19 protein-coding genes are annotated in these 21,529 nt (G+C 72.7%); 6 read left to right on the plus strand and 13 right to left on the minus strand.

What is annotated here, in order from left to right:
• The first annotated feature begins 4 nt into the window (after positions 1-4).
• Entirely contained in the window at positions 5-1,963 is a 1,959-nt protein-coding gene (locus MNOD_RS08880; protein ID WP_015928522.1) for a glycosyltransferase family 2 protein, read from the plus strand.
• Positions 1,960-3,555, plus strand: a complete 1,596-nt coding sequence (locus tag MNOD_RS08885) for a glycosyltransferase family 2 protein (RefSeq protein ID WP_015928523.1) — start codon at positions 1,960-1,962, stop codon at positions 3,553-3,555. Before MNOD_RS08880 ends, MNOD_RS08885 begins: the two co-directional genes overlap by 4 nt.
• 66 nt (positions 3,556-3,621) lie before the next feature.
• Here MNOD_RS08885 and purC read toward each other — a convergent pair whose 3' ends face one another.
• Complete coding sequence (gene purC, locus MNOD_RS08890) at positions 3,622-4,416, minus strand: phosphoribosylaminoimidazolesuccinocarboxamide synthase (protein ID WP_015928524.1); 795 nt, start codon at positions 4,414-4,416, stop codon at positions 3,622-3,624.
• A 438-nt stretch (positions 4,417-4,854) separates the two neighbouring features.
• On the opposite strand from purC, the gene MNOD_RS08895 reads away from it, so the two are divergent.
• The gene (locus tag MNOD_RS08895) at positions 4,855-5,640 is read left to right on the plus strand and encodes an HpcH/HpaI aldolase family protein (protein WP_015928525.1); all 786 of its coding nucleotides are present in this window, start codon (positions 4,855-4,857) and stop codon (positions 5,638-5,640) included.
• Positions 5,641-5,673: 33 nt separating this feature from the next.
• Here the strand turns inward: MNOD_RS08895 and MNOD_RS08900 are convergent, their stop codons facing one another.
• Together MNOD_RS08900 and MNOD_RS08905 are read right to left on the minus strand one after the other, a co-directional pair.
• Positions 5,674-6,348: an alpha/beta hydrolase gene (locus MNOD_RS08900; protein WP_015928526.1), complete on the minus strand. Its 675-nt coding sequence runs from the start codon at positions 6,346-6,348 to the stop codon at positions 5,674-5,676.
• Between the two features lie 30 nt (positions 6,349-6,378).
• Positions 6,379-7,068: a DNA-3-methyladenine glycosylase family protein gene (locus tag MNOD_RS08905; RefSeq protein ID WP_015928527.1), complete on the minus strand. Its 690-nt coding sequence runs from the start codon at positions 7,066-7,068 to the stop codon at positions 6,379-6,381.
• Between the two features lie 34 nt (positions 7,069-7,102).
• Between MNOD_RS08905 and gluQRS the strand changes: the two genes are divergently transcribed.
• Positions 7,103-7,987 carry a tRNA glutamyl-Q(34) synthetase GluQRS gene (gene gluQRS / locus MNOD_RS08910; protein WP_015928528.1) on the plus strand — a complete coding sequence of 295 codons (885 nt, stop codon included), beginning with the start codon at positions 7,103-7,105 and terminating at the stop codon, positions 7,985-7,987.
• Here gluQRS and MNOD_RS08915 read toward each other — a convergent pair.
• Positions 7,954-8,922: a GlxA family transcriptional regulator gene (locus MNOD_RS08915; protein WP_083786348.1), complete on the minus strand. Its 969-nt coding sequence runs from the start codon at positions 8,920-8,922 to the stop codon at positions 7,954-7,956. The genes gluQRS and MNOD_RS08915 overlap by 34 nt on opposite strands.
• A 75-nt stretch (positions 8,923-8,997) precedes the next feature.
• On the opposite strand from MNOD_RS08915, the gene MNOD_RS08920 reads away from it, so the two are divergent.
• Positions 8,998-9,675, plus strand: coding sequence for a DJ-1/PfpI family protein (locus MNOD_RS08920; protein ID WP_015928530.1), 678 nt, complete (start codon positions 8,998-9,000; stop codon positions 9,673-9,675).
• Positions 9,676-9,723: 48 nt separating this feature from the next.
• Here the strand turns inward: MNOD_RS08920 and glgX are convergent, their stop codons facing one another.
• The 4 genes from glgX to cobD all read right to left on the minus strand — a co-directional run bounded on the left by glgX (position 9,724) and on the right by cobD (position 14,930).
• Entirely contained in the window at positions 9,724-11,997 is a 2,274-nt protein-coding gene (gene glgX, locus MNOD_RS08925) for a glycogen debranching protein GlgX (protein WP_043748358.1), read from the minus strand.
• A gap of 130 nt (positions 11,998-12,127) precedes the next feature.
• Positions 12,128-12,397, minus strand: a complete 270-nt coding sequence (locus tag MNOD_RS08930; protein WP_015928532.1) for a hypothetical protein — start codon at positions 12,395-12,397, stop codon at positions 12,128-12,130.
• 10 nt (positions 12,398-12,407) lie between these two features.
• A complete protein-coding gene (locus tag MNOD_RS08935) occupies positions 12,408-13,709 on the minus strand; it encodes a KpsE/RkpR family capsule polysaccharide export protein (protein WP_015928533.1) in 1,302 nt (433 codons plus the stop codon).
• A 231-nt stretch (positions 13,710-13,940) separates the two neighbouring features.
• Positions 13,941-14,930 carry a threonine-phosphate decarboxylase CobD gene (gene cobD / locus MNOD_RS08940; protein WP_015928534.1) on the minus strand — a complete coding sequence of 330 codons (990 nt, stop codon included), beginning with the start codon at positions 14,928-14,930 and terminating at the stop codon, positions 13,941-13,943.
• Between cobD and cbiB the strand changes: the two genes are divergently transcribed.
• Positions 14,929-15,918 (plus strand): adenosylcobinamide-phosphate synthase CbiB, encoded by a 990-nt coding sequence (cbiB, locus tag MNOD_RS08945; protein ID WP_015928535.1) that lies wholly within the window; start codon positions 14,929-14,931, stop codon positions 15,916-15,918. The genes cobD and cbiB overlap by 2 nt on opposite strands.
• A 361-nt stretch (positions 15,919-16,279) precedes the next feature.
• Here the strand turns inward: cbiB and MNOD_RS08950 are convergent, their stop codons facing one another.
• The 5 genes from MNOD_RS08950 to MNOD_RS08970 all read right to left on the minus strand — a co-directional run bounded on the left by MNOD_RS08950 (position 16,280) and on the right by MNOD_RS08970 (position 21,400).
• Positions 16,280-17,605: an MFS transporter gene (locus tag MNOD_RS08950; protein ID WP_015928536.1), complete on the minus strand. Its 1,326-nt coding sequence runs from the start codon at positions 17,603-17,605 to the stop codon at positions 16,280-16,282.
• Between the two features lie 119 nt (positions 17,606-17,724).
• On the minus strand, positions 17,725-18,675 hold the full coding sequence (locus MNOD_RS08955) for an efflux RND transporter periplasmic adaptor subunit (RefSeq protein WP_015928537.1): 951 nt from the start codon (positions 18,673-18,675) through the stop codon (positions 17,725-17,727).
• A 9-nt stretch (positions 18,676-18,684) separates the two neighbouring features.
• Positions 18,685-18,888: a DUF1656 domain-containing protein gene (locus tag MNOD_RS08960; protein ID WP_015928538.1), complete on the minus strand. Its 204-nt coding sequence runs from the start codon at positions 18,886-18,888 to the stop codon at positions 18,685-18,687.
• Complete coding sequence (locus tag MNOD_RS08965; RefSeq protein ID WP_015928539.1) at positions 18,888-20,930, minus strand: FUSC family protein; 2,043 nt, start codon at positions 20,928-20,930, stop codon at positions 18,888-18,890. The genes MNOD_RS08960 and MNOD_RS08965 overlap by 1 nt, the downstream gene beginning before the upstream one ends.
• Positions 20,927-21,400, minus strand: coding sequence for a MarR family winged helix-turn-helix transcriptional regulator (locus tag MNOD_RS08970; protein ID WP_015928540.1), 474 nt, complete (start codon positions 21,398-21,400; stop codon positions 20,927-20,929). The genes MNOD_RS08965 and MNOD_RS08970 overlap by 4 nt, the downstream gene beginning before the upstream one ends.
• Positions 21,401-21,529 lie beyond the last annotated feature (129 nt).

Raw genomic sequence — 21,529 nt, forward strand, 5'->3', positions numbered from 1 at the left:
CCCCGTGTCCGCGCCGCCGCTCCGCCTCGCCCCCCATGACGACCCGGACTTCACCCGCCGCCTCGTCCTGCCGCGCGACCCGGGCGGGCGCTGGCTGTCGCTGACCCTCGCGGCGAACCGCTTCGCGCGGCCGAGCCGCCCGATGCTGCGCTTTCTGCGCGCGGAGGGGCATGCGGATGTTCTGCTGCCCGGCCCCGTGCTCGGGCGGGCCTCCTGGCTCGGGCCGGTCCCACGCGGCACCACCGCCATCCTGCTCGCCGCGCCGGCCGGGGAGGTCCGGATCGAGGCGGCGCGGCTCCTCGGCCTGACTTCCGTGCTCGCCCGGGCTTCAAGGCGCCGGCCCGCCATGCTCGCCGCCGCCCTGTTCCATGCGGGGCGGCGCGACCTGCGGCGCTTCCACACCATGCTGCGCATCGCCGCCGCCGTGACCCCGCTCGACGGCTACGCCGCCTGGCGGGCCGAGCGCGCCCGCGCCTTCGAGCCCGCCCTCGACCGGCGCGCGCCGTCCTCCCGGCGCATCGGCCTTCGGCTCGAAGCCGAGGCCACCGAGCTTGCCGCCGTGCGGCGCAGCCTGTCGGCGCTGCTCGCCCAGAGCCACCGCGACTGGCGTCTCGCCCTGGCGTGGCGCGGGGCGCCGCCCGGCCAGGGCAGTCTGCCGCAGGATTCCCGGATCCTGTCCGGCCCCGGCTTCCCCGAGGCGGAGGCGGTGGGCGTCCTGCATCCGGGCGATGTGCTGGCGCCCGACGCCCTCGCCCAGCTGGCGGATGCGCTGGATGAGGCCGATCTCGTCTATGCGGACGAGGAGGTCGAGACCGGCGCCGGATTGCGTCCGCGCCTCAAGCCCGCCTGGAGCCCCGATCTCGCCCTTGCGACGGGCTATCCCGGCCGGCCGCTGCTGATCGCGCGGCCCCTCCTCGAATCCTGCGGCTGGGATCCGGCGCAGGGGCTCCGGGCCTTAGCCCCCGCCGCCTTCCTGGCCGTTGCCCCGGAGCGCGTCCGCCACGTCGCCCGCCTGCTCTGCCGCCGCCCCGATGCGCCGGAGGAGCCGGTTGCGGACCTCGCGGCGGCCCTGCAGCGGGCAGGCTCGACCGCGACGCTGCGGCGGGAGGGCGCCGATCTCCTCTGGCCGCTGCCCGCGCCGCCGCCTCTCGTCTCGGTGGTGATCCCGACCCGCGACCGTCCCGACCTGATCCGCGTCGCGGTGCGGGGCGTGCTGGAAGAGACCGACTACCCGGCGCTCGAACTGGTCCTCGTCGACAACGGCTCGGTCGATCCCGAGGTCGCGGCCTTCTATGCGGGCCTCGCCACCGATGCGCGGGTGCGCCGTCTCGACCGGCCCGGGCCGTTCAACTTCTCTGCGCTCGTCAATGCGGGCGTGGCGGCATCGCGCGGGGCCGTGGTGGTGCTCCTCAACAACGACGTCGCCGTGCGCGAGCCGCGCTGGCTCGCCGAGATGGTGCGGCTTGCGGTGCGCCCCGGCATCGGTGCGGTGGGGGCGAAGCTCCTGTATGGGAATGGGCGCCTGCAGCATGCCGGCGTGGTCGTGGGGCTCGGCGGCCGGGCGGGCCATATCCTCCGCAACCGTCCGGCGGATACGCCGGGCCATCTCGGCCGCCTGCGGGTCACGCATGAGGTCGCGGGCGTCACCGCCGCCTGCCTCGCCGTGACGCGCGCGGCCTTCGACCGGGTCGGCGGCTTCGATGCGGAGGACTTCGCGGTCGACTTCAACGACATCGACTTCTGCCTGCGCCTGCGCGAGGCGGGTCTGCGCAACCTCTGGACGCCGCACGCGGTGCTCGATCACCACGAATCCGTGAGCCGCGGCCCCTCCGTCGGCGCCGCGCGGGTACGCTTCGAGGCGGAGGCGGAGCGGTTCGCCGCCCGCTGGCGCGGCGTGATCCGCGACGACCCCTACTATCATCCGGCCTTCTCGGTCACGACCTTCGGGGAGGATCTGGAGTGAGGGCGCCGGGTCCGCTGCGCTTCCCCCCGCACGCCGCCTTCGACGCGCTGCGCTTCGCCGAGCCGCTGCGGCCCTCGCCCTGGCGCCGGCTTGCGGCGCTGAGACTGCTCGTCCGGCATCCGCGGGAGGCGCTCGCCATCGCGCGGGCGTGGCTCGGCGGCAAGCGCGTGCGGGCTCGCAATCTCGCGACGGCGCTCCTCGGCGCCGCGCACCGGCTGCATCCGCATCCCGTCCCGGAGGCAGGGCCAGAGGCCGCGCCCGCCACCTTTCCGGTCATCCTCTGCCCGCCCGGCCACAGCCTCGCGGCGGGGGCCGTCGCCCTCATCGAAGACGCCTTCCGCGCGGAGCCGTCGCTGCAGGCGCTCTACGGCGACGCGCTGGTTCTCGGGGCCGACGGGGCGCCGCTGCTGCCGCTGCTGCGCCCGGCCTTCGACCCCGACTTCCTGCTCGCGGTCGATGCGGTGGGACCGGTCGTGGCGGTCCGGCGCTCCGCCCTGGAGGAGGCCGGTCCTGCGGAGGGGCCGGCGCTGCTCTTGGCGCTCCACGACCGGCACGGCCCACGGGCCGTGCGGCATCTGCCGCGGATGCTCTCGCTGTGGCGGCCTTTCGCGGCGGAGCCGCCTGGGCCGAGCAAGGCCGTCCGCGAGGCGCGCCGCGCCCTCGCACAGGCCCGCGTTCCGGGCGCCGTCGTCGAGACCGGGCCGGACGGGGTGCTGGCGATCCGCCGCCCGCTGCCAGACCCGCTGCCGCTGGCGAGCCTGATCGTGCCGACCCGCGATCGGGTCGATCTCCTGCGCACCTGCCTCGACAGCCTGCGGGCCTGCACCGACTGGCCCGCCCTCGAGATCATCGTTTGCGACAACGACAGCCGCGAGCCCGAGACGCTCGCCTGTTTCCGGGAACTCGAAGCGGCGGGAGCCGCCCGGGTGCTCGCCTGCCCGGGTCCGTTCAACTTCGCGGCCATGAACAACCGGGCGGCTTCGATCGCCCGCGGCCAACTCCTCGGCTTCGTCAACAACGACGTCGAGGCGGCTCAGTCGGACTGGCTGCGGCGGATGGCCGAGGAGGCGCTGCGGCCGGAGGTCGGTGCCGTGGGGGCGAAGCTCCTCGACGGGGCCGGACGCATCCAGCATGGCGGCATCGTGCTGGGCACGGGCGGGCTCGTCACCCATGCCCACCGCCACTTCCCGGGCGATGCGCCGGGCTACCTCCACCGGCTTGCCGCGACGCACCGGGTCTCGGCCGTCACGGCGGCCTGCCTCGTGGTGGAGGCGCGGAAATTCGCGCAGGTCGGCGGCTTCGACGAGGCCGCCTTCGCGGTCGATTTCAATGACGTCGACCTCTGCCTGCGCCTCGATCGCGCGGGCTACCGTACCCTGATGGTGCCGGGCGCGGTGCTGCATCACCGCGAGGCGGCGAGCCGCCGCTGGACGCCGGAGGCGCGGGTGCGCCACGCGGCCGAGGTCGCCGCCCTGCGGGCCCGCTGGGACGCGGCGCTCGCCGCCGATCCCTGGTATCACCCGGGCTTCGACCCGCAGGCCCCGACCTATACGCGCCTCGGGCCGCCGCCCGACGCCTCACCCTTGCGCTAGGCAAACGAAACGGGGCCGCCGATCGGCAGCCCCGTTCCATGAACGCCGCTGAGGCCGGCCCCGAGGCTACTGGACGAGCCGCGGGCCGCCGCTCTGAACCTTCTCGTTCTCACCGAGGATCCCGAGGCGGCGCGCCACCTCCGAATAGGCCTCGATCAGGCCGCCCAGATCCTTGCGGAAGCGGTCCTTGTCGAGCTTGTCCTGGCTCTTGATGTCCCAGAGACGGCAGGAATCGGGAGAGATCTCGTCGGCGACGACGATGCGCATCAGGTCGCCTTCCCAGAGCCGGCCCGTCTCCATCTTGAAGTCGACGAGGCGGATGCCGACGCCGAGGAAGAGACCGGACAGGAAGTCGTTGACCCGGATGGCCAGGGCCATGATGTCGTCGATTTCCTGGGGCGTCGCCCAGCCGAACGCGGTGATGTGCTCCTCCGACACCATCGGGTCGTTGAGCTGGTCGTTCTTGTAATAGAACTCGATGATCGAGCGCGGGAGCTGCGTGCCCTCTTCAAGACCGAGCCGGGTTGCCAGGGATCCGGCCGCCACGTTGCGCACCACGACCTCAAGCGGGATGATCTCGACTTCGCGGATCAGCTGCTCGCGCATGTTGAGGCGGCGGATGAAATGAGTCGGCACGCCGATGTCGTTGAGATGCTGAAAAATGAACTCGGAGATCCGGTTGTTCAGCACGCCTTTGCCGTCGATCACCTCGTGCTTCTTGGCGTTGAAGGCGGTCGCATCATCCTTGAAGTGCTGGATGAGCGTGCCCGGCTCCGGCCCCTCGTAGAGGACCTTCGCCTTGCCCTCGTAGATGCGACGGCGGCGGTTCATAGGCGTGTACCGTGGTTTGAGGAAATCCATGGGGCCGTGGCTCCAAATAAGATGTGAGGCCCGCGGCGCGGCGACCCGAAACCAGGTCGGGCCGGGGACGTGATCGTCCCGGCAGCCGGTTGCAAACTACCCGAAGCGGGAAGGCAGCACAACGCATCGGCCGGGCCGCGGCGGGCGGCTCGTCCCAAGCTCTCCGGGCGGATCGGGGCCGCCCTCCCTGTCGTGCGCTGCAATGCCCGGCATGTGGTTCCGGGCAGTCCGCATGTCAAGAATCGCCGATTTTCGGCGCGGATCAAGCCGCCTCGACGCGGCCCGGTCCGCCGCTCAAGCCGGCGCGGCTGCGCCCCGCTGCTTGGATTTCTTTGCTTCCGCATCATTCTGATCGCCGAGCCGCGGGACACGTCGGCGAAGGATGCTTAAGCTCGGGCGGGACCGGCCGGAGCGCCGGAGCGGACAGGGAGAAACGGCATGGCGGAACGGGGTGGGGCGGTCGCCGCCCTGGCGGCGCGGTTTCGGGAGGGCACGCCTCTCGTCTCCGCCTGGTGCGGGATCGCCGAGCCGGCCGTGGCGGGACTGCTCGCGGCCGAGCCCGGCTTCGATACCGTCACGCTCGACATGCAGCACGGCGCCCACGACTTCGACAGTATCGCACGGACCGTCCCGCTGGTGGCGGCCCGCGGCAAGCCGACCATCGCGCGGGTGCCGGTGGGCGCCTTCAGCACCGTCTCGCGGCTCTTCGATGCGGGTGTGTCGGCGGTGATCGCCCCGATGGTCAACAGCGCCGAGGATGCCCGGCAATTCGCCGCCTTCGCCAAGTATCCGCCGCTTGGCGCGCGCAGCTGGGGGCCGCTGCCGGCCCTCGCGCTCTCGGGGCTCCCGGCCGATTCCTACCTCAGGGAGGCGAACGGGTTCTGCCTGTCGCTCGCCATGGTGGAGACCCGCGAGGCGCTCGACGCCGTCGATGCGATCCTGGCGGTCGAGGGGATCGACGGCATCTTCATCGGGCCCTCCGACCTGTCGATCGCGCTCTCGGGCGGGGCCGGCCTCGACCCGGGCGGATCCGTGGTGCGCGCCGCCCTCGACCACGCCCGGGCCCGGGCCCGCGCGGCGGGCAAGCGGATCGGCGTCTATGCCCATTCGGCGGCCCGCGCCCGCGAGAACGTTCAGGAGGGCTTCGACCTGATCGCGCTCATGGGCGATGCCGGGCTGCTGCGGCTCGGCGCCCAGGCGGCGCTGAAGGAAGTGCGGGGATAGAGGCAGGCCGGATCCCCGGATCGATCCCTGCTTTCACCGGGGGAGGCTCTCACCGAGCCGTTGCGCCAGAAACAGCCCCGCATGGTGCAGCGCCCCCTCGTCGATGCCGTGGCCCATGCCGGCCGAGAGATGCCATTCCACCGGCACCTCAGCGCCCGAGAGCAGGTCGGCCGAGAGGAAGAGCGCCTCGACCGGGATGACGTCGTCCTGATCGCCATGGACGAGGAGGACCGGCGGCACGGAGCGGATCGCGGGCTTGAGGCTCTCGGGCCCCTTGCCCTCCTCGATCACCAGCATCCCGGACAAGCCGACCAGGGCCGCGAGGCGCCGCTTGCGCCGCAGGGCGACGTGGAGCGCCATCATGCAGCCCTGGCTGAACCCCACCAGGGCGAGGCGGCTCTCGTCGAGCCCGGTCTCGGCGAGCTCCGCGTCCAGGAAGGCATCCAGCGTGGGCGCGGCCCGGTTCACGCCGCGCCAGCGTTCGTGCGGGTCCCGGAAGGTGAGGGGGAACCATTGCCGGCCGAAGCCCTGGAGGCAGGGCTCGGGCGCGTGCGGCGACACGAAGGCGGCATCGGGCAGGAGCGGCTGCCAGGCGTGGGCGAGATCGATCAGGTCGTTGCCGTCGGCCCCGAAGCCGTGCAGCAGCACCACGAGCTGGCGCGGGCGGCCCGAACGGGGCGGGAGGCGCGGGCCGGTGAGCGTCGTCATCGCGAGACCTCGGGATCAGGAGGGCGGAATTCAGGAGGGAAGAGGCGCCGCGTCGCGCGCCTTGGCCACGCGGTAATACGCCCACAGCACCTTGGCGGCGACCCCGCGCCAGGGGCGCCAGAGCTCGGCGCGTTCTTTGAGCGCCGCGGCGCCCGGCCGGGCATCGAGGCCGTCCGCGAGGCGGGCTGCCTCCTGGAGCGCGAGGTCGCCCGCCGGAAAGGCGTCCGGATGGCCGAGGCAGAACAGCAGGTAGACATCAGCCGTCCAGGGGCCGATGCCGTGCACCGCGACCATCAGGCGGTGGGCCTCGTCGGCACCGAGGATGTGGAGCGCGTCGAGCGGAAGCCGGCCCGTCCCCACCGCCTCCGCCACCGCTCGCAGGGTGCGGATCTTCGGCCCGGAGAGGCCGGCCGCCTTGAGATCCGGGTCCGCCGCGGCCGCGAAGGTCTCAGGGGTCAGGTCCGGCAGCAGGCGCTTGAGGCGGCCCCAGATCGCGCCCGCGCTCGCGGTCGAGAGCTGCTGGGCGACGATGATGCCGGCCAAGCCCTCGTAGCCCGGCGGGCGCTTGCGCAGGGGTGGCACCGCGCCTGCGGCGACGATGCGGGCCATCACCGGGTCGCAGGCGGTGAGGGCCTCGACGCCTTCATGCAGCACCGCCTCCGAATCGAGGAGCCGCGCGGGCGGGCCCGCGGCATCGACGGCGCCGGCAGCAATCCCCATCTGTGGCTCAGCCGCTCTTCGTCCCATCGCCGCCGTGTCTCCTCCGGTCTTCCGCTTCGCCCCGAGCCCCAACGGGCGCCTCCATCTCGGCCATGCCTATTCGGCCCTGCTCAACGCGGCCTTCGCCGACAGAATGCAGGGCCGCCTCATCCTGCGCCTGGAGGATATCGACATCACGCGCTGCCGGCCGGAGCTGATTGCGGCGATGCTCGACGACCTGCGCTGGCTCGGCCTGCCCTTCGAGGAGCCGGTGCGGCGCCAATCCGCGCATTTCGCGGAATACGCGGCGGCCCTCGACCGGCTGCGGGCGCGCGGCCTCGTCTATCCGTGCTTCTGCTCGCGCCGGGAGATCGCGGCGGCGAGCCATGCCCGCGACCCGGACGGGGCGCCGCTCTACCCGGGCACCTGCCGGAGCCTCGCCGCGGCGGAGGCTGAAGCCCGAATCGCGGCGGGAGAGCCGCATGCATGGCGCCTCGACATGGGGCAGGCCCGCGCCGCGTGCCCGGGGCCGCTCGTGATCGAGAGCTTCGATGAGGCGGGCGCGGTCACGCAGCGCCTCGCCGCACCGGAGCGCTGGGGCGACGCGGTGCTCGCCCGCAAGGACGCGCCGACGAGCTATCATCTCGCCGTGGTCCATGACGACGCGCTGCAGGGCGTCACCCATGTGGTGCGGGGCCGGGATCTCGATGCCGCCACCGACCTGCACCGCCTGCTCCAGGCCCTGCTCGGCCTGCCGGCGCCCCGCTACCATCACCATGCCCTCCTGGTTGATGCGGAGGGCGGGAAGCTCGCGAAATCGCGCGGCTCCGAGCCGCTTGCGGCCCTGCGCGCCCGGGGCGTCACCGCCGCGGAGCTGCGCGCGCAATGGGGCTTTGCCGCCGAGGCTCACGCGGAGCGCCCCGAGAAGCGCTCGCGATAGGCCCGCGGCCCGGTGCCGATCACCCGCAGGAAGCCGCGCCGCATGGTCTCCTCCGATCCGAACCCGCACTGGGCCGCCGCCCGCGCCACGGGCGCGCCCTGCTCCAGCAGCCGGCGGGCCGCCTCGACCCGGATCTCCTCGACCGCCCGCGCGGGCGTGCGCCCGGTCGCCTGCCGGTAATGGCGCGAGAAGCTGCGGGCGCTCATGGCGGCCCGGTCCGCCAGGGCCGCGAGCGAGAGGTCGGCCCTCAGGTTCTCGGCGATCCAGGCATGGAGCCGGTCGAAGCGTCCCGCCTCCTGGAGGGCGAGGAGCGTGCTGAACTGCGCCTGCCCGCCGGGGCGCTTGAGGAAGATGACGAGCTGGCGGGCCACCGCCAGGGCAGTGGCGCGGCCGAGATCGTCCTCCACCAGGGCGAGGGCGAGGTCGATGCCCGCCGTGACCCCCGCGGAGGTCCAGACGCTGCCGTCCCGGACGAAGATCGGATCGGGATCGAGCCGCACGGCGGGAAAGCGCGCGGCGAACTGGGCGCAGCGACCCCAATGGGTGACCGCGCGCCGGCCGTCGAGGAGCCCCGCCCCGGCGAGCACGAAGGCACCGCTGCAGACGGAGGCCGTGCGGATCGCCGCATCGGCTCGGCGCCGGACCCAGGCGAGCAGCGCCGGATCCTCGCTCACCGCATCGACCCCGCGCCCGCCCGCCACCATCAGCGTGTGCAGGGGCGCGTCGGCCGGGGGCAGGGGCTCGGTGGCGAGCGCGAGGCCGGCCGTGCTCGTCACCGAGGCCTCGGCCGCGACCACGGTGGGGGCATAGGGGAGCGGCGCGCCTCCTGCGGCCGCGATGTCGTTGGCGGTGGAGAAGACCTGGAGCGGCCCGGCCACGTCGAGCAGCTGGACATCGGGAAAGGCCAGGATCTCGATGCGGCGTGCGTTTGGCATGAAGCGAGGGATGTTTGGCGTCTCCGCCAAAGCCTGCGCCGGTAGCATCCGGGCCGTCAATCGGGAGCCGCCGTCATGTCCCTGCGCTTCGGGATCCTCGTCTTTCCGGCCGTCCAGCAGCTCGACCTGACGGGACCCTACGAGGTCTTCGCCTCCGCCGCGGGCGCCGAGGTCCACCTCGTCTGGAAGGATCTCGCGCCGGTCGTCTCCGCCACCGGCCTGACGCTCAACCCCACGGCTACTTTCGAGACCTGCCCGCCCCTCGATGTGCTCTGCGTGCCGGGCGGCAGCGGGATCAACGCGCTCCTGGAGGACGAGGCGACCCTGCGCTTCCTGCGCGAACGGGCGGCGGCGGCCCGTTTCGTCACCTCGGTCTGCACCGGGTCGCTGGTTCTCGGCGCGGCCGGGCTGCTCGCGGGACGGCGCGCCACGACGCACTGGAACGCCCTCGACTTCCTCGCCGCGTTCGGCGCGACCGCCGTCGAGGACCGCATCGTGCGGGACGGATCCCTCATCACGGCGGGCGGAGTCACCTCGGGGATCGATTTCGGGCTCGCCGTGGTGGCGGCGCTGCTGGGTGAGGCGGAGGCGCAGACGGTCCAGCTCTGCCTCGAATACGCTCCCGCGCCGCCCTTCGCGGCCGGCACGCCCGGGCAGGCGCCGCCCGCCATCCTGGCGCAGGCACGCGAGCGGCTCGCCGGCTCCCGGGCCGCACGCGAGGCGATCCTGGCCCGCCTGAAGCACCCGGCCTGAGGCGCGCTCAGGCCACGCCGGTCGGGGTCACCCGAAGCGGCGAAAGGGTCAGCCCTCCTCCGGCACCGCGAAGACGACCGCTTCCGAATGGGCCCGCTCGAAGGCCTGGATGACGTGCTGAAAGGAACGCCACGTCTCGCTCGCGTGATCCGCCTCGTCGGGCCGCAGGACGAAGAGCATGAGCGAGCGCCCGGTGACATCGTAGGTATCGCCGATGGCGAAGCGGGCGAGTTCGTCTTCATCCGGGAGGTTGGTGTCGACGAGGCGCACCCAGGAATGCCCGCCCACCACCTCCGGCAGCGTGAAGGGTACGAGATCGTGATGGGCGTTGAGGAAGAGCAGCAGCGTCGCCTCCGAGCCCCGGCGGCGCAGCCCGCTCGTCGGGGCGCGCCCATCGAGCAGCACGGCGAGCGCCCGCGCGCCGCTCTCGTTCCAGTTCTCGGGGGTCATCTCATGACCGGCCGGGGTGAGCCAGGTGACGTCCCTGACCCCGAGCTCCTCGTCGAAGGCGCCCGTGAGGAAGCGTCCGCGGCCCAGCATCGGAAGCGCCTTGCGCAGGGTCAGGAGGCGGCGGGCGAAATCCGCCAGATCCCTCTCCTCCGGCCCGATTCCCTGCCAGTCGATCCAGGAGATCTCGTTGTCCTGGCAATAGGCGTTGTTGTTGCCCTGCTGCGAGCGGGCGAACTCGTCGCCGGCCGGCAGCATCGGCGTCCCGCTTGAGAGAAACAGCGTCGCCAGCATGTTGCGCATCTGGCGGAAGCGCAAGGCGCGGATCTCGGGATCGTCCGTCGGCCCCTCGACGCCGTAGTTGAACGAGAGATTATGCGAGTGGCCGTCGCGGTTGTCCTCGCCGTTCGCCTCGTTGTGCTTGTCGTTATAGGACACCGTGTCGTGCAGCGTGAAGCCGTCATGCGCGGTGAGGAAGTTCACCGAGGCCCAGGGCTTGCGGCCGCGCTTGTTGAACTTGTCGGCCGAGCCGGTGAGCCGCGAGGCGAGATCTGGCAGCATGCCCTCGTCGCCGCGCCAATAGGCGCGCATGTCGTCGCGGAAGCGGTCGTTCCACTCCGCCCAGCCCGGCGGAAAGCCGCCGACCTGATAGCCGCCCGGGCCGCAATCCCACGGCTCGGCGATCAGCTTCACGGAGGAGAGGACGGGGTCCTGGCGGCAGGAATCGAGGAAGCCGCCGCCCTCGTCGAAGCCGTAGGGCTCCCGGCCGAGGATGGTGGCGAGGTCGAAGCGGAAACCGTCGACCCGCATCTCCGTCGCCCAGTAGCGCAGGGAATCCGTCACCATCTGCAGCACCCGCGGGTGCGACAGGTTCACGGTGTTCCCGGTGCCGGTGTCGTTGATGTAGTAGCGCTTCTGGTCGGGCAGCAGGCGGTAGTAGGAGGCGTTGTCGATGCCCTTGAAGGAGAGGGTCGGCCCGCGCTCGTTGCCCTCGGCGGTGTGGTTGTAGACGACGTCGAGGATGACCTCGAGCCCGGCGCCGTGCAGGCGCGCCACCATCTCCTTGAACTCGGAGAAGGCGAAGTCGGGCACCGCCGCGTAGCGCCGCGCCGGCGCGAAGAATGACAACGTATTGTAGCCCCAGTAATTCACCAGGTCCTTGTCGAGCAGGTAGCTGTCGTTGACGAAGGAATGCACCGGCAGAAGCTCGACTGCGGTCACGCCGAGGCTGCGGATGTAGTCGAGCACCGGCTTGGTGCCGAGGCCCGCATAGGTGCCGCGCAGGCGCTCGGGAACGGCGGGGTGGAGCTTGGTGAAGCCCCTGACATGGGCCTCGTAGATGATTGTGCGGTCCCAGGGCACGTCCGGCTTCTGGTCGCGGCCCCAGGTGAAGGCCGGGTCGATCACCCGGCTCTTGCGCATGAAGGGGGCGCTGTCGCGCTCGTCGAAGGTGAGGTCGTCGCCGCTCTCCATCACGTAGCCGAACAGGGCCGGGTCCCAGCGCACCGAGCCGACCAGGGCCTTGGCGTAGGGATCGAGCAGGAGCTTGTTCGGGTTGAAGCGGTGGCCGGCCTCCGGCTCGTAGGGGCCGTGGACCCGGTAGGCGTAGATGGTGCCCGGGCGGGCATCCGGCAGGTAGCCGTGCCAGACCTCGTCCGTGTATTCGGGCAGGTCGATGCGCGCGATCTCCGTCTCGCCGTCATCGTCGAACAGGCAGAGCTCCACCCGCGTCGCATGGGCGGAGAACAGCGCGAAGTTGACGCCGAGCCCGTCCCAGGTGGCCCCGAGGGGGAAGGGCTGCCCTTCCCGGATGCGCGGGCGGCGGATCACCGCCGGTTCCGCAGGAGACGGGGTCGGGGAGGGAGGCTTGGTCATGATCGGGCCGGATGATCTGTGGCAGGGGCGAAAGCCAGACGGGAGACTGAACGCGCTGCCCGCCATCCGGGGTCCCCTGCGCGGCGCGTTTTCCCCAGCCCATCCTCGGCGGCGCTCCCGGCCGCCGGCATCACGTCCTCGGCGGCGCCTGCTCGCTGGCCGCGGTGTCGATCGTCCGCCGGGCGATGTAGCGGCTGACCATGCCCTCGACCTCGCCGATCGTCTCCTCGATGAGGTGGGCCTGCAGCTCGGCGCGCGGGTCGTCCCGGCTCACCCCATCGCGCTCCTGGAGCCGGAGGACCGCCTGGCGCACGACCTGGTAGACCGTCTCGCGCTCCTCGCGCGACATGGTGGGGGAGATCGCGCGGGCGATCAGATCGGTGAAGTCCGAGTCCGGCATCGGGGCGGCCTCAGATATTGTGGTCCTTCACGCCCTCGACGAGGAGGGTGGCGCTGCCCCAGGTCACGAGGAGGCAGAAGAAGATCACGAACAGGCTCTCGGGCCGCTGCGGCAGCGCCGCGTATTGGGGGGCGGCCGGGGGCACGAAGGTCGCGAGGTAGATCGACTGCTTGCTCGCGGCGATGCGGGCGCGTTCGTACATGCCCACTGCCGATTCGTTCAGGCGTTCGGCGACGGTGCGTTCGATCACGAGGCGCTCGTATTCGAGCAGGGCCTGGGCCGCGTTGGGTGTGTCGACGGCCATCGCGTCGTTCGTGAGCGTCTGCTGCAGGTGCTTCATCTGCTGGTCGATCGCCGCGACGTTGGCGACGAGGGCCTGGATCGAGCGGGATTTTTCGTCGAGCGAGGACGAGCGCAGCACCTGAAGGTCGTTCTCGAGCTTGATCTTCTCCTTGCGCAGATCGATCAGGGTCATGTAGGTGGCCTCGGCCGATTTCGCCGGGTCGATGATGCCCCAGCGGTTGCGGAACTCCTTGAGGGCGAGATGCGCCCGGGTGAGCCGCTCGCCGGCCTTCTGGACCTCCTCGCGGCTGTGCCGCAGCATGTCTTCCTGGGCGCGCTCCGAGATGCCGTTGATCAGGTTCTCGGAGCGGGCCACGATGTGGTTGGCGATCGCGAGCGCGTCCTGCGGCGTGAAGGCCGTCACCTTGAGGGTGATGATGCCCGAGATCAGGTCGATCGAGGCCTGCACCTGCTTGCGCCAGTACTTCAGCAGCTCCTCGATCGGTGCCTTGCCGGAATACCGCGCCCAGAAATCGGCCTCGTGGCGCATGAACATCGTCTTGACGTCGAGGGTCTGCTGGGCGCTCTCCAGCATCGGCTTGCTGCGGATGTACTCCGCGACGATGTAGGTGTCCTGGCTGTTGTTCTTCTGGATGACGCTCGCGAACTCGCCGACCTTGACCTCGCCGAGGGGCAGCACCTCGCCGCGCACGGCGAACCGGGCCTCGACCACGTACTGGTCCGACGCGAGGACGAACAGGTAGAAGCCGGCCAAAGCCGTCGGCAGCAGGACGAAGATTCCGAAGCCGCGGATGAGGCCCGCCCCCGCGCGCCGGGGATGGACATCCTCCTCCGTGCGGATGAGGCGGGTCCAGCGGAGCGGCTTGAGGAGCTGCAACATGCGCCGCGGACGCGGCGCGTCGACGGGCTCGATCGTCTCGGCGTCCCGGCGCAGCTCGGGCAGGGAGCGCCGCGCGAAGGCGATGACGCTGCCGAGCTTGTCGCGCCGTTTGACCTCGTCCACGCTCATGCCGTCTCGTTCCCGCTTCCGCTCGCCCGGCCGATTCCCGACATCCCGCGTCCCGCCGCGCCGGATCGTCCGGTCCGCCGAAGCGGCCAAGCTGGCTTATGCGGCCCAACCCTGGCGGGGGTCAACGAGGCGCGCCCGGGACCGGACGCGAGGCGAGACCGGCCCTGCCGGCTGCCCTGGAGATCCCGGTTTTTTCGGCCTTTTTGATGGCGCGGGCGTATCGCGGAGGTTTCACACCAGGGCGCGTTCGAGCCGCGCCCAGCCCACCTCGCAACCCGGCAGGCCGAAGCGCAGGCGGGTGGGCGCCTCGTCGAAGCGGCGCACGAACAGGCCGGCCCGGCCGAGCCGCGCGAACAGGGCGGGCGCCTCGGCGAAGGCGGCGGTGCGGAACAGGCGGGTGCCGCCGACGAGGCGCCCGCCCGCCCGCGCGAGGAGGCCATCGAGGCGGGCAGCGTCCCGCCCCCGTGCGGCGGAAGCGGCCTCCCGCCAGGCCCGGTCGGCGAGCGCCGCCCGACCGATCGCGATCGCCGGCCCCGACACCGCCCAGGGCCCGAGCGCCCGCCGCAGCCGGTCAGCGAGGGGCGGGCGTGCGACGGCGAAGCCGAGGCGCAGCCCCGCGAGCCCATAGGTCTTGCCGAAGGAGCGCAGCACCACCGCGCCGGGCGGAACCGCGCCGCACAGGCTCTCCACCGGCTCGAGATCGGCGAAGGCCTCGTCGACGACGAGGAGCCCGCCGCGGGCCGCGAGCTCCGCCGCGGCTGCGTCGAGCGTGCGGCGTCCCGTCACCCGGCCGTCCGGATTGTTGGGATTGACCACCACCGCGACCTCGGCTCGGAGCGCCGCGTCGAGATCCGGCACGGTCTCGACGGCATGGCCGCCCCCGCGCCACGCGGCCGCGTGCTCCGCATAGGTCGGCCCCACCACGGCGACGCGGCTCGCCGGCCGCAAGGCCGGCAGCCAGCCGATCAGCGCCTGCGTGCCCGGGGCCGCGACGATATGGGCGGGGTCGGCGCCATAGGCCGCCGCCGCTGCGGCTTCGAGCGCGCGCAGATCCTCGGCGGCGGGCAGGCGGCTCAGGAGGCTGGCCTCCAGCGCCGGGCACGGATAGGGGACCGGGTTGATGCCGGTCGAGAGGTCGATCCAGGGCGTCGGGGCATCCGGGAACAGCCGCTGCGCCTCGCCGAGATCGCCTCCGTGCCGGATCGTCTCTCGAGCCACCATGCCCGCCTCGCTTCACCCGCCCGACAGCCTGATCCTGCTCGCCATCGCCCTCGCGGCGGAGGCGGCAATCGGCTACCCCGACCGCCTGTACAGGGCGCTCGGCCATCCTGTCACCTGGATCGGCCGGCTGATCGCCGTCCTCGATCGCGGGCTCAACCGCGAGGGCGATCCCCCGGCCCTGCGGCGCGCGGCCGGGATCCTCGGGCTCGCCCTCGTGCTCCTGGCTGCCGGGGGGACGGCGCTTCTCCTCGCCGCGGCCGCGCAGGCCTGCGGGCTTCCCCTTCTGCTCGGCGGCCTCCTCGCGGCGAGCCTGCCGGCGCAGCGCAGCCTGCACGAGCACGTGGCCCGGGTCGCGGCCGATCTGCGCCGCGAGGGCCTGCCGGGCGGCCGCCGCGCGGTCTCGATGATCGTCGGCCGCAACCCGGAGACGCTCGACGAGGCGGCCCTGTGCCGGGCCGCGATCGAGAGCCTCGCCGAGAACTTTTCCGACGGCGTGGTGGCGCCCGCATTCTGGACCGCCGCCGCGGGGCTTCCCGGGGGGGCGCTCTACAAGGCGGTCAACACCGCCGACAGCATGATCGGCCACCGCACCCCGCGCCACGCCGCCTTCGGCTGGGCGGCCGCGCGCCTCGACGATCTCGTGAACCTGCCGGCCTCGCGCCTGACCGCGGCGCTCCTCGTCGCGGCGGCCGCCCTGCGGGCGGATTGCTCGGCGGCCGGCGCCGTGCGGGCCGTCCTGCGGGATGCGGGCCGGCACCGGTCGCCCAATGCCGGCTGGCCCGAGGCCGCCATGGCCGGCGCGCTGGGCTTAAGGCTCGCGGGGCCGCGGGTCTACGGCACGATCCGGGTCGAGGACCATTGGATGGGCGACGGCCGCACCGAGGCGACGGCGGCGGATATCGACCGGGCGCTTGCGCTCTACCGGACCGCGGTCGGCGCGATGTGGGGGCTCGTGGCGGCGCTGGCGGGCCTCGCCCTGGCCGCCTGACCGGCCGGGTCCCCCAACATCCAATTGCTTGGTCATGCGGATGCCGGCTTTGCTTTAGGGGACGCAGAGCTCTGCCCGGCGCCGCGCGGGCTCGATGATCCGGGATCTTTCGCAGACCGGATCACAGGGTCTCCGCCCCTTCCCGGATTCTCCGCCCCGTCCCGCTTCCTCTTTCCCGGACGACTGTAGCGGCAGCGGAATGCGACCCGGGAAAGAGGGAGCGGGCGACGGGAGGCCGGGTGAGCCGATCGTCTCCGGACGCGTCAGACGAAAGGTTGCCGCGTGGGCTCGGTGACACGGATCTCCGACCCGGGCGTCCGGAAACCGTATCACGCTTCCGCTGCGGCAGGACGCGCCGGCCTCACCGCCGCGCGAGCCTCATGTCCGCCTCCGCCGGGGGGGTGGGGCGGCGCAGGACCGCCTTCGCCACGAAGACCATCACCACGCCGCCGAGCAGGCAGGCGGCGAGGAACAGCATCGGGGTGAGGTCGCTGCCGGTGCGATCGCGGATCCACGGCACCGCATTCTGGGCGATGAATCCGCCGAGATTGCCGACCGAGTTGATCGCTGCGATGCCGGCCGCCGCCGTGGCGCCGCGCAGGAAGGTCGGGGGCAGGGACCAGAAGACGGGCTGACCGGAGAAGATGCCGGCCGCCGCCACGCACAGGCAGGCGAATTTGAGCGCCGAGCCCGGCACGATCACGCTGAGCGTCAGGGCCGCGGCGCCGATGAGGGCGGGCCCCGCGATGTGCCAGGTCGTCTCGCCGGTCCTGGCCGCGTGGCGCGGCACCCACCAGAGCGCAAGGGCGACCGCCACCCAGGGAATCACGTTCAGGAAGCCGTTGACGGTGTTCGAGACCCCGAAGCCCTTCACGACCGTCGGCAGCCAGTAGCTCAGGCCATAGGCCGCGAGCGGGAAGGCGACGTAGAGCAGGGCGAGGATCATCACCCGGCGATCGAGGAGGACCCGGAACGGGTTGGGGTGCTCCGTGTGGGCCGTCGCGGCCGCCTCGCGGGCGAGCGTGTCGGCGAGCCACTTCTTCTCCTCCGCCGGCAGCCAGCGCGCCCGCTCCGGTCCTTCCGGCAGGATGAAGAACACCACCACGGCCAGCAGCAGGGCGGGGAGCCCGGTGGCGAGGAAGACCCATTGCCAGCCGCGCAGGCCGAGTAGCCCGTCGAGGTCGAGGAGCGCCCCGCCGATCGCCGCCCCGATGGCGTTCGCCACCGCGCTCGCGATCATGAACCAGCCCACCATCCGCCCGCGGTGGCTCTGCGGGAACCACAGGGTGAGCGCGAACAGGACGCCGGGGAAGAACCCGGCCTCCGCGGCGCCGAGGAGGAAGCGCAGGATGTAGAACATCGCCGTGCCCTGCGTGAATCCGAGCAGCACGGTGACGAGGCCCCAGCTCGCCATGATGCGGGTGAACCAGAGCCGCGCGCCCACCCGTTCGAGGATCACGTTCGCCGGCACCTCGAACAGGAAATAGGCGACGAAGAACAGCGACGCCCCGAGCCCATAGGCCGCCTCGCTGAGACCGAGATCGCCGACCATCTGGAGCTTGGCGTAGGAGACGTTCTGCCGGTCGATGTAGGCGATGAGGTACATCAGGCCGAGGAGCGGCATCAGCCGCCAGGTGATGCGGTCGAGCGTGCGCGTGCCGAGCGCGTCCGGCGCGTGGTCTGCCATGGTGCGTCCCTCCCGGACCGATCCTTCCCGGAGCCGGCTCGTCGAGGCCGGTTTGGGATCGGCAAATAGGGTCCGCCGGTCTCGCGGGAAGCGGGCGCGCGATCGGCCCTCCAGGGCGTTCAGCCCTTATGCGCCGCGAGATTGCCCTTGAGCGCCTCCCAGCGCCGCCAGAGCCCGTCGAGGGGGCGCGGCTCCGCCGTGCCCCCGGGATGCACCACCACGGTCGCCGTGCGCCCGGCGGTGAGCCGGGCGGCCTCCGGCGTGGGATCGAGCGCGACCCGGACCGGCACCCGCTGGGCGAGCCGCACCCAGGCGAAGGTTGGGTTGACGTTGGCGAGGAGGTTCGCGCCGGCGCTGCGCTCCCGGTCCTCGATGCCGGCCGCCACGCTCTCGACCCGGCCGGTGAAGTCGTGGCTGTCGCCCATCAGGTGCACGGTGACGGGGTCGCCGATGCGGATGCGGTCGAGCTTGGTCTCCTCGAAATAGCCCTCGACATGGAGCGTGTCGCTGTCGACCAGGGCCATCACGGCCTTGCCGGTCGCCACATAGGTGCCGGGCCGCAGCTCCAGGTTCGAGATGCGGCCGTTCACGGAGGCGCGCACCTCGGAGCGGGCGAGGTTGAGCTTGGCGAGGTCGCGGTCCGCCACCGCCTGGTCGTAGGCCGCACGGGCGCCCTGCTCGGTCGCCAGGGCCGCTTCGAGGCGCTGCTGCGACACGACGTTGTCGCTGAGCTGCTGGTAGCGGGCGAGGTCGGCCTCCGCCTGCGTCAGGGTCGCCTTGCGGCCGGCCACCACCGCCTCCGCCTGCCGCAGCGCCAGCGCGAAGCGCTCCGGATCGATGCGGAACAGGACGTCGCCGCGCTTCACCTCCTGATTGTCCCGCACCTCGACCGCGCGGACGAGCCCCGACACGTCGGGCGCGACGCCGACCACCTCGGCGCGCACCCGCCCGTCCCGGGTCCAGGGGGCCTCCAGGTAGTAGTCCCAGAGGGCGGCCCCGACCACCAGGGCGGCGAGCAGCAGCAATCCCGTGACGGCGAAGCGGCCGACGAACGCGAGGAAGCGGGTCATGACGAAGGCTCAGGTGAGGCGCGGGGCCAGGGCGACGATGCCGCCGAGGCAGGTGATGGTCAGGGCGAGGTCGAAGAGCGGCCGGTGCCAGACGAAGCGGTAGAGCCCGGCCCAGGCGATCAGGCGGCGCAGCACGAGGCTCACCCCGAAGGCGAGCACCGCGTAGACGAGGAGGGCCGGCAGGAAGACTCCGTAGATGTCGATGTCGGGCATCAGGCAGCCTCCCGGATCGCGTCCGCGCGAGGCCGTGCCGGGTCGTAGGGAGCGGCCTCGGGGAAAAGGGCGCGGCGCAGGCCGGCAAGGCCGAGGAGGGCGTCACGCCGCTCCTCGGGCCCGGGATGCGCCCCGATTAGGCGGAGCGCCGCGTCGATGCGCTCCAGCATCAGCGGGTCCGCCGTCTCCGTCTCGCGGCGGTAGTGGCGGGCCAGGTCGTCCAGCACCCGATCGAGGGCCGCCACCTGATCGGCGGGCAGCCCGTGGCGGGCGCGACGCAGGAAGACCAGCACCATGCCGACCCGCAGCTCCGCCAGCGTGTCGACCCGGCGCAGCGCGCTGTCGGGCGGCGCGGCGGCGATGCGCGGCACGAGGAGGCCGAGGCGGTCCATCATCAGGGCCGCGAAGGCGACCCGGTCGCCGCGTCCGCGCCGGGCCGCCGCGCGGGCGAGATCCCGCCGGCTCGCGCGCAGCAGCCGCCACGCGCCCTGCTCGGCGCCGATCGAGCGGATGAGGCTCGTGACGAGCGCCGCGATCCAGATGCCGGCGAGCAGCGCCATGCTGGAATTCACGAAGGCCGAGAACTCGGCATTGTAGCGGTCCTGGAGGGCGAGCAGCGCATTGCCGTTGACGCCGAGTGCGATCCCGGCCGCGGCCGTGCGCGGGTGGCTCATCAGCAGGCCGCAGAGCATCAGCGGCGGCAGGACGGCGAGGGTCAGCATCGTGAAATCGTGGACCCGCGGCAGCACCCCGAAGAGCAGCAGGCCGGCCGCGACGGCGGCGGCGGCCGACCATCGCGCGAAGCCGAGGATCGAGGGGGTGGGGTCGTCCTGCGCGGCGAAGAGACAGCAGAGCACGAGGCCCATCATGGCGGCCGTGGCGCCGTCCGGCCAGGCGGTGGCGATCCAGAGGCCGACGCACACCGCCGCCGAGATCAGGACGCCGAGGGCGGAGCGCAGCGCCATGCCGTGATCGCGGTGCCGCGGCGGGCAGGCGGCGAACTCGCCCCCATAGGCGAGGGGCGCCCGCAGGCGCCCGCCGCCGCGAGCGATGTGCTCCTCCAGGGTGCGGCAGTCCCGCGACAGGGCGACGAGGTCGCGCAGGCGGTCGAGGAGGCTCGCGCGCATGAGCGCCGCCCAGCCCGGATCGGCGGCAAGCCCCCGCTCGGCGGCCTCGATCCGCGCCGTCAGCTCCGCCACGCCCTGCACCGGAGCGCCGGCCTTCGCCCAGCTGTCGAGGGCCTGCAGCAGCTCGCGCAGGTCGAAGGTGAGGGCCCGGAGGCCGCGCAGGGCCGCGATCCGGTCGCCTAAGGAGGAGAGCACCGGCAGCAGCAGGAGCATGCGCCCTCGCAGCAGACGCACCCAGGGCGCGGCGGCGGCCTGCTCGGAGGTGTCGTAGGCGAGATGCGCGGCGAGCACGTCGATCTCGCCCGCATCGGCGGCGAGCCGCAGGCGCCGGGCGCGCACCGCCGGCTCCTCCGCCTCGCCCGCCAGCACCTCGCCGGTCCAGCGGCCGGCCTCGGCGAGCCAGGCGGCGATGCGCTGGGCCACTACCGGCGCGACGGATTGGGGCAGGACGAGGCTCGACACCAGGGCGGCGCAGAGGATGCCGAGGGTGATCTCCTCCGCCCGCGCGATCGCCGTGTCGAAGATCGCGCCGGGCTCGCTCACGGCCGGGAAGCCGATCAGGGCCGCCGTGTAGCCGGCGAGCATGAACAGGTAGCTGCGCGGCGTGCGGTCGAGGAGCGAGAGATAGAGGCAGCCGGCCGTCCAGAGCGCGAGCGCCAGGGTGAGCAGTTCCGGCGCGTTGACGAGGTTCGGCACCATCGCCACGGCGGCCACGACGCCGATCAGCGTCCCGCCGACCCGGTAGGCGGCCTTGGAGCGGGTCGCGCCCGAGAGCGCCTGCGCGGTGATGAACACCGTCGCCATCGCCCAGTAGGGGCGGGGCAGGTCGATCCACAGGGCGATCCAGAGGGCGAGGATCGCCGCCCCCGCAGTCTTGCCCGCGAAGAGCCAGGCGCGCCAGCCGGGCAGGGTCATGACGCGGCCCTCGCGGGCGGCAGGAGTTCGGGGCCGGAGCGGTCGCCGGTGCCGTCGCGAAGCGCCCGCAGCACGCGCAGGGCCGCGAGCAGGTCTTCGTCGGGCACCTCCGCGAAGATGCGCGTGCGCAGCCGGTCGAATTCCGCCTCGATGGCGCCGACCCGCGCCCGGCCCTCTTCGGTGAGGCGCAGCACCTTGGCACGGCGGTCGGTGGGATCCTCCTGCCGGGTGACGAGACCGGCTTCCTCGACCTGATCGAGGAGCCGCACCAGGGTCGGCCCCTCGATGCCCAGGGCCTCGGCGAGGGCGGTCTGGCGCGGGTCGCCGCCGAGCCGGCCAATGAGCAGCAGCGGCAGGGCGGTGGCCTCGGTGAGACCGTAGGCGGTCACCACCGCGTCCGCCGCCCGCCGCCAAGTGCGGCCGGCGCGCACGAGGCCGAGCGTGAGACTCTGGAGAAGGGTATGGCGCATGGCAGGAGAACGCGACGGTGAGCGGGGCCGTTGCAAGGGCTGATAGATAGGATACTATCGATTGCTTGGCACCCTCTGAGCCATGCGCCTCCGTCGGGGGAGGGCGTCGCCGGGCTCGGGATAGCGGCC

It is taken from the genome of Methylobacterium nodulans ORS 2060 (assembly GCF_000022085.1).
Classification (GTDB): Bacteria; Pseudomonadota; Alphaproteobacteria; order Rhizobiales; family Beijerinckiaceae; genus Methylobacterium; species Methylobacterium nodulans.

Excerpts from the sequence above, each read along its gene's own strand:
- purC (WP_015928524.1), bottom strand. The coding sequence starts at position 4,416 with ATGGATTTCCTCAAACCACGGTACACGCCTATGAACCGCCGCCGTCGC.
- MNOD_RS08895 (WP_015928525.1), top strand. The coding sequence starts at position 4,855 with ATGGCGGAACGGGGTGGGGCGGTCGCCGCCCTGGCGGCGCGGTTTCGG.
- MNOD_RS08900 (WP_015928526.1), bottom strand. The coding sequence starts at position 6,348 with ATGACGACGCTCACCGGCCCGCGCCTCCCGCCCCGTTCGGGCCGCCCG.
- MNOD_RS08905 (WP_015928527.1), bottom strand. The coding sequence starts at position 7,068 with ATGGGGATTGCTGCCGGCGCCGTCGATGCCGCGGGCCCGCCCGCGCGG.
- MNOD_RS08915 (WP_083786348.1), bottom strand. The coding sequence starts at position 8,922 with ATGCCAAACGCACGCCGCATCGAGATCCTGGCCTTTCCCGATGTCCAG.
- MNOD_RS08920 (WP_015928530.1), top strand. The coding sequence starts at position 8,998 with ATGTCCCTGCGCTTCGGGATCCTCGTCTTTCCGGCCGTCCAGCAGCTC.
- glgX (WP_043748358.1), bottom strand. The coding sequence starts at position 11,997 with ATGACCAAGCCTCCCTCCCCGACCCCGTCTCCTGCGGAACCGGCGGTG.
- MNOD_RS08930 (WP_015928532.1), bottom strand. The coding sequence starts at position 12,397 with ATGCCGGACTCGGACTTCACCGATCTGATCGCCCGCGCGATCTCCCCC.
- MNOD_RS08935 (WP_015928533.1), bottom strand. The coding sequence starts at position 13,709 with ATGAGCGTGGACGAGGTCAAACGGCGCGACAAGCTCGGCAGCGTCATC.
- cbiB (WP_015928535.1), top strand. The coding sequence starts at position 14,929 with ATGCCCGCCTCGCTTCACCCGCCCGACAGCCTGATCCTGCTCGCCATC.
- cobD (WP_015928534.1), bottom strand. The coding sequence starts at position 14,930 with ATGGTGGCTCGAGAGACGATCCGGCACGGAGGCGATCTCGGCGAGGCG.
- MNOD_RS08950 (WP_015928536.1), bottom strand. The coding sequence starts at position 17,605 with ATGGCAGACCACGCGCCGGACGCGCTCGGCACGCGCACGCTCGACCGC.
- MNOD_RS08955 (WP_015928537.1), bottom strand. The coding sequence starts at position 18,675 with ATGACCCGCTTCCTCGCGTTCGTCGGCCGCTTCGCCGTCACGGGATTG.
- MNOD_RS08960 (WP_015928538.1), bottom strand. The coding sequence starts at position 18,888 with ATGCCCGACATCGACATCTACGGAGTCTTCCTGCCGGCCCTCCTCGTC.
- MNOD_RS08965 (WP_015928539.1), bottom strand. The coding sequence starts at position 20,930 with ATGACCCTGCCCGGCTGGCGCGCCTGGCTCTTCGCGGGCAAGACTGCG.
- MNOD_RS08970 (WP_015928540.1), bottom strand. The coding sequence starts at position 21,400 with ATGCGCCATACCCTTCTCCAGAGTCTCACGCTCGGCCTCGTGCGCGCC.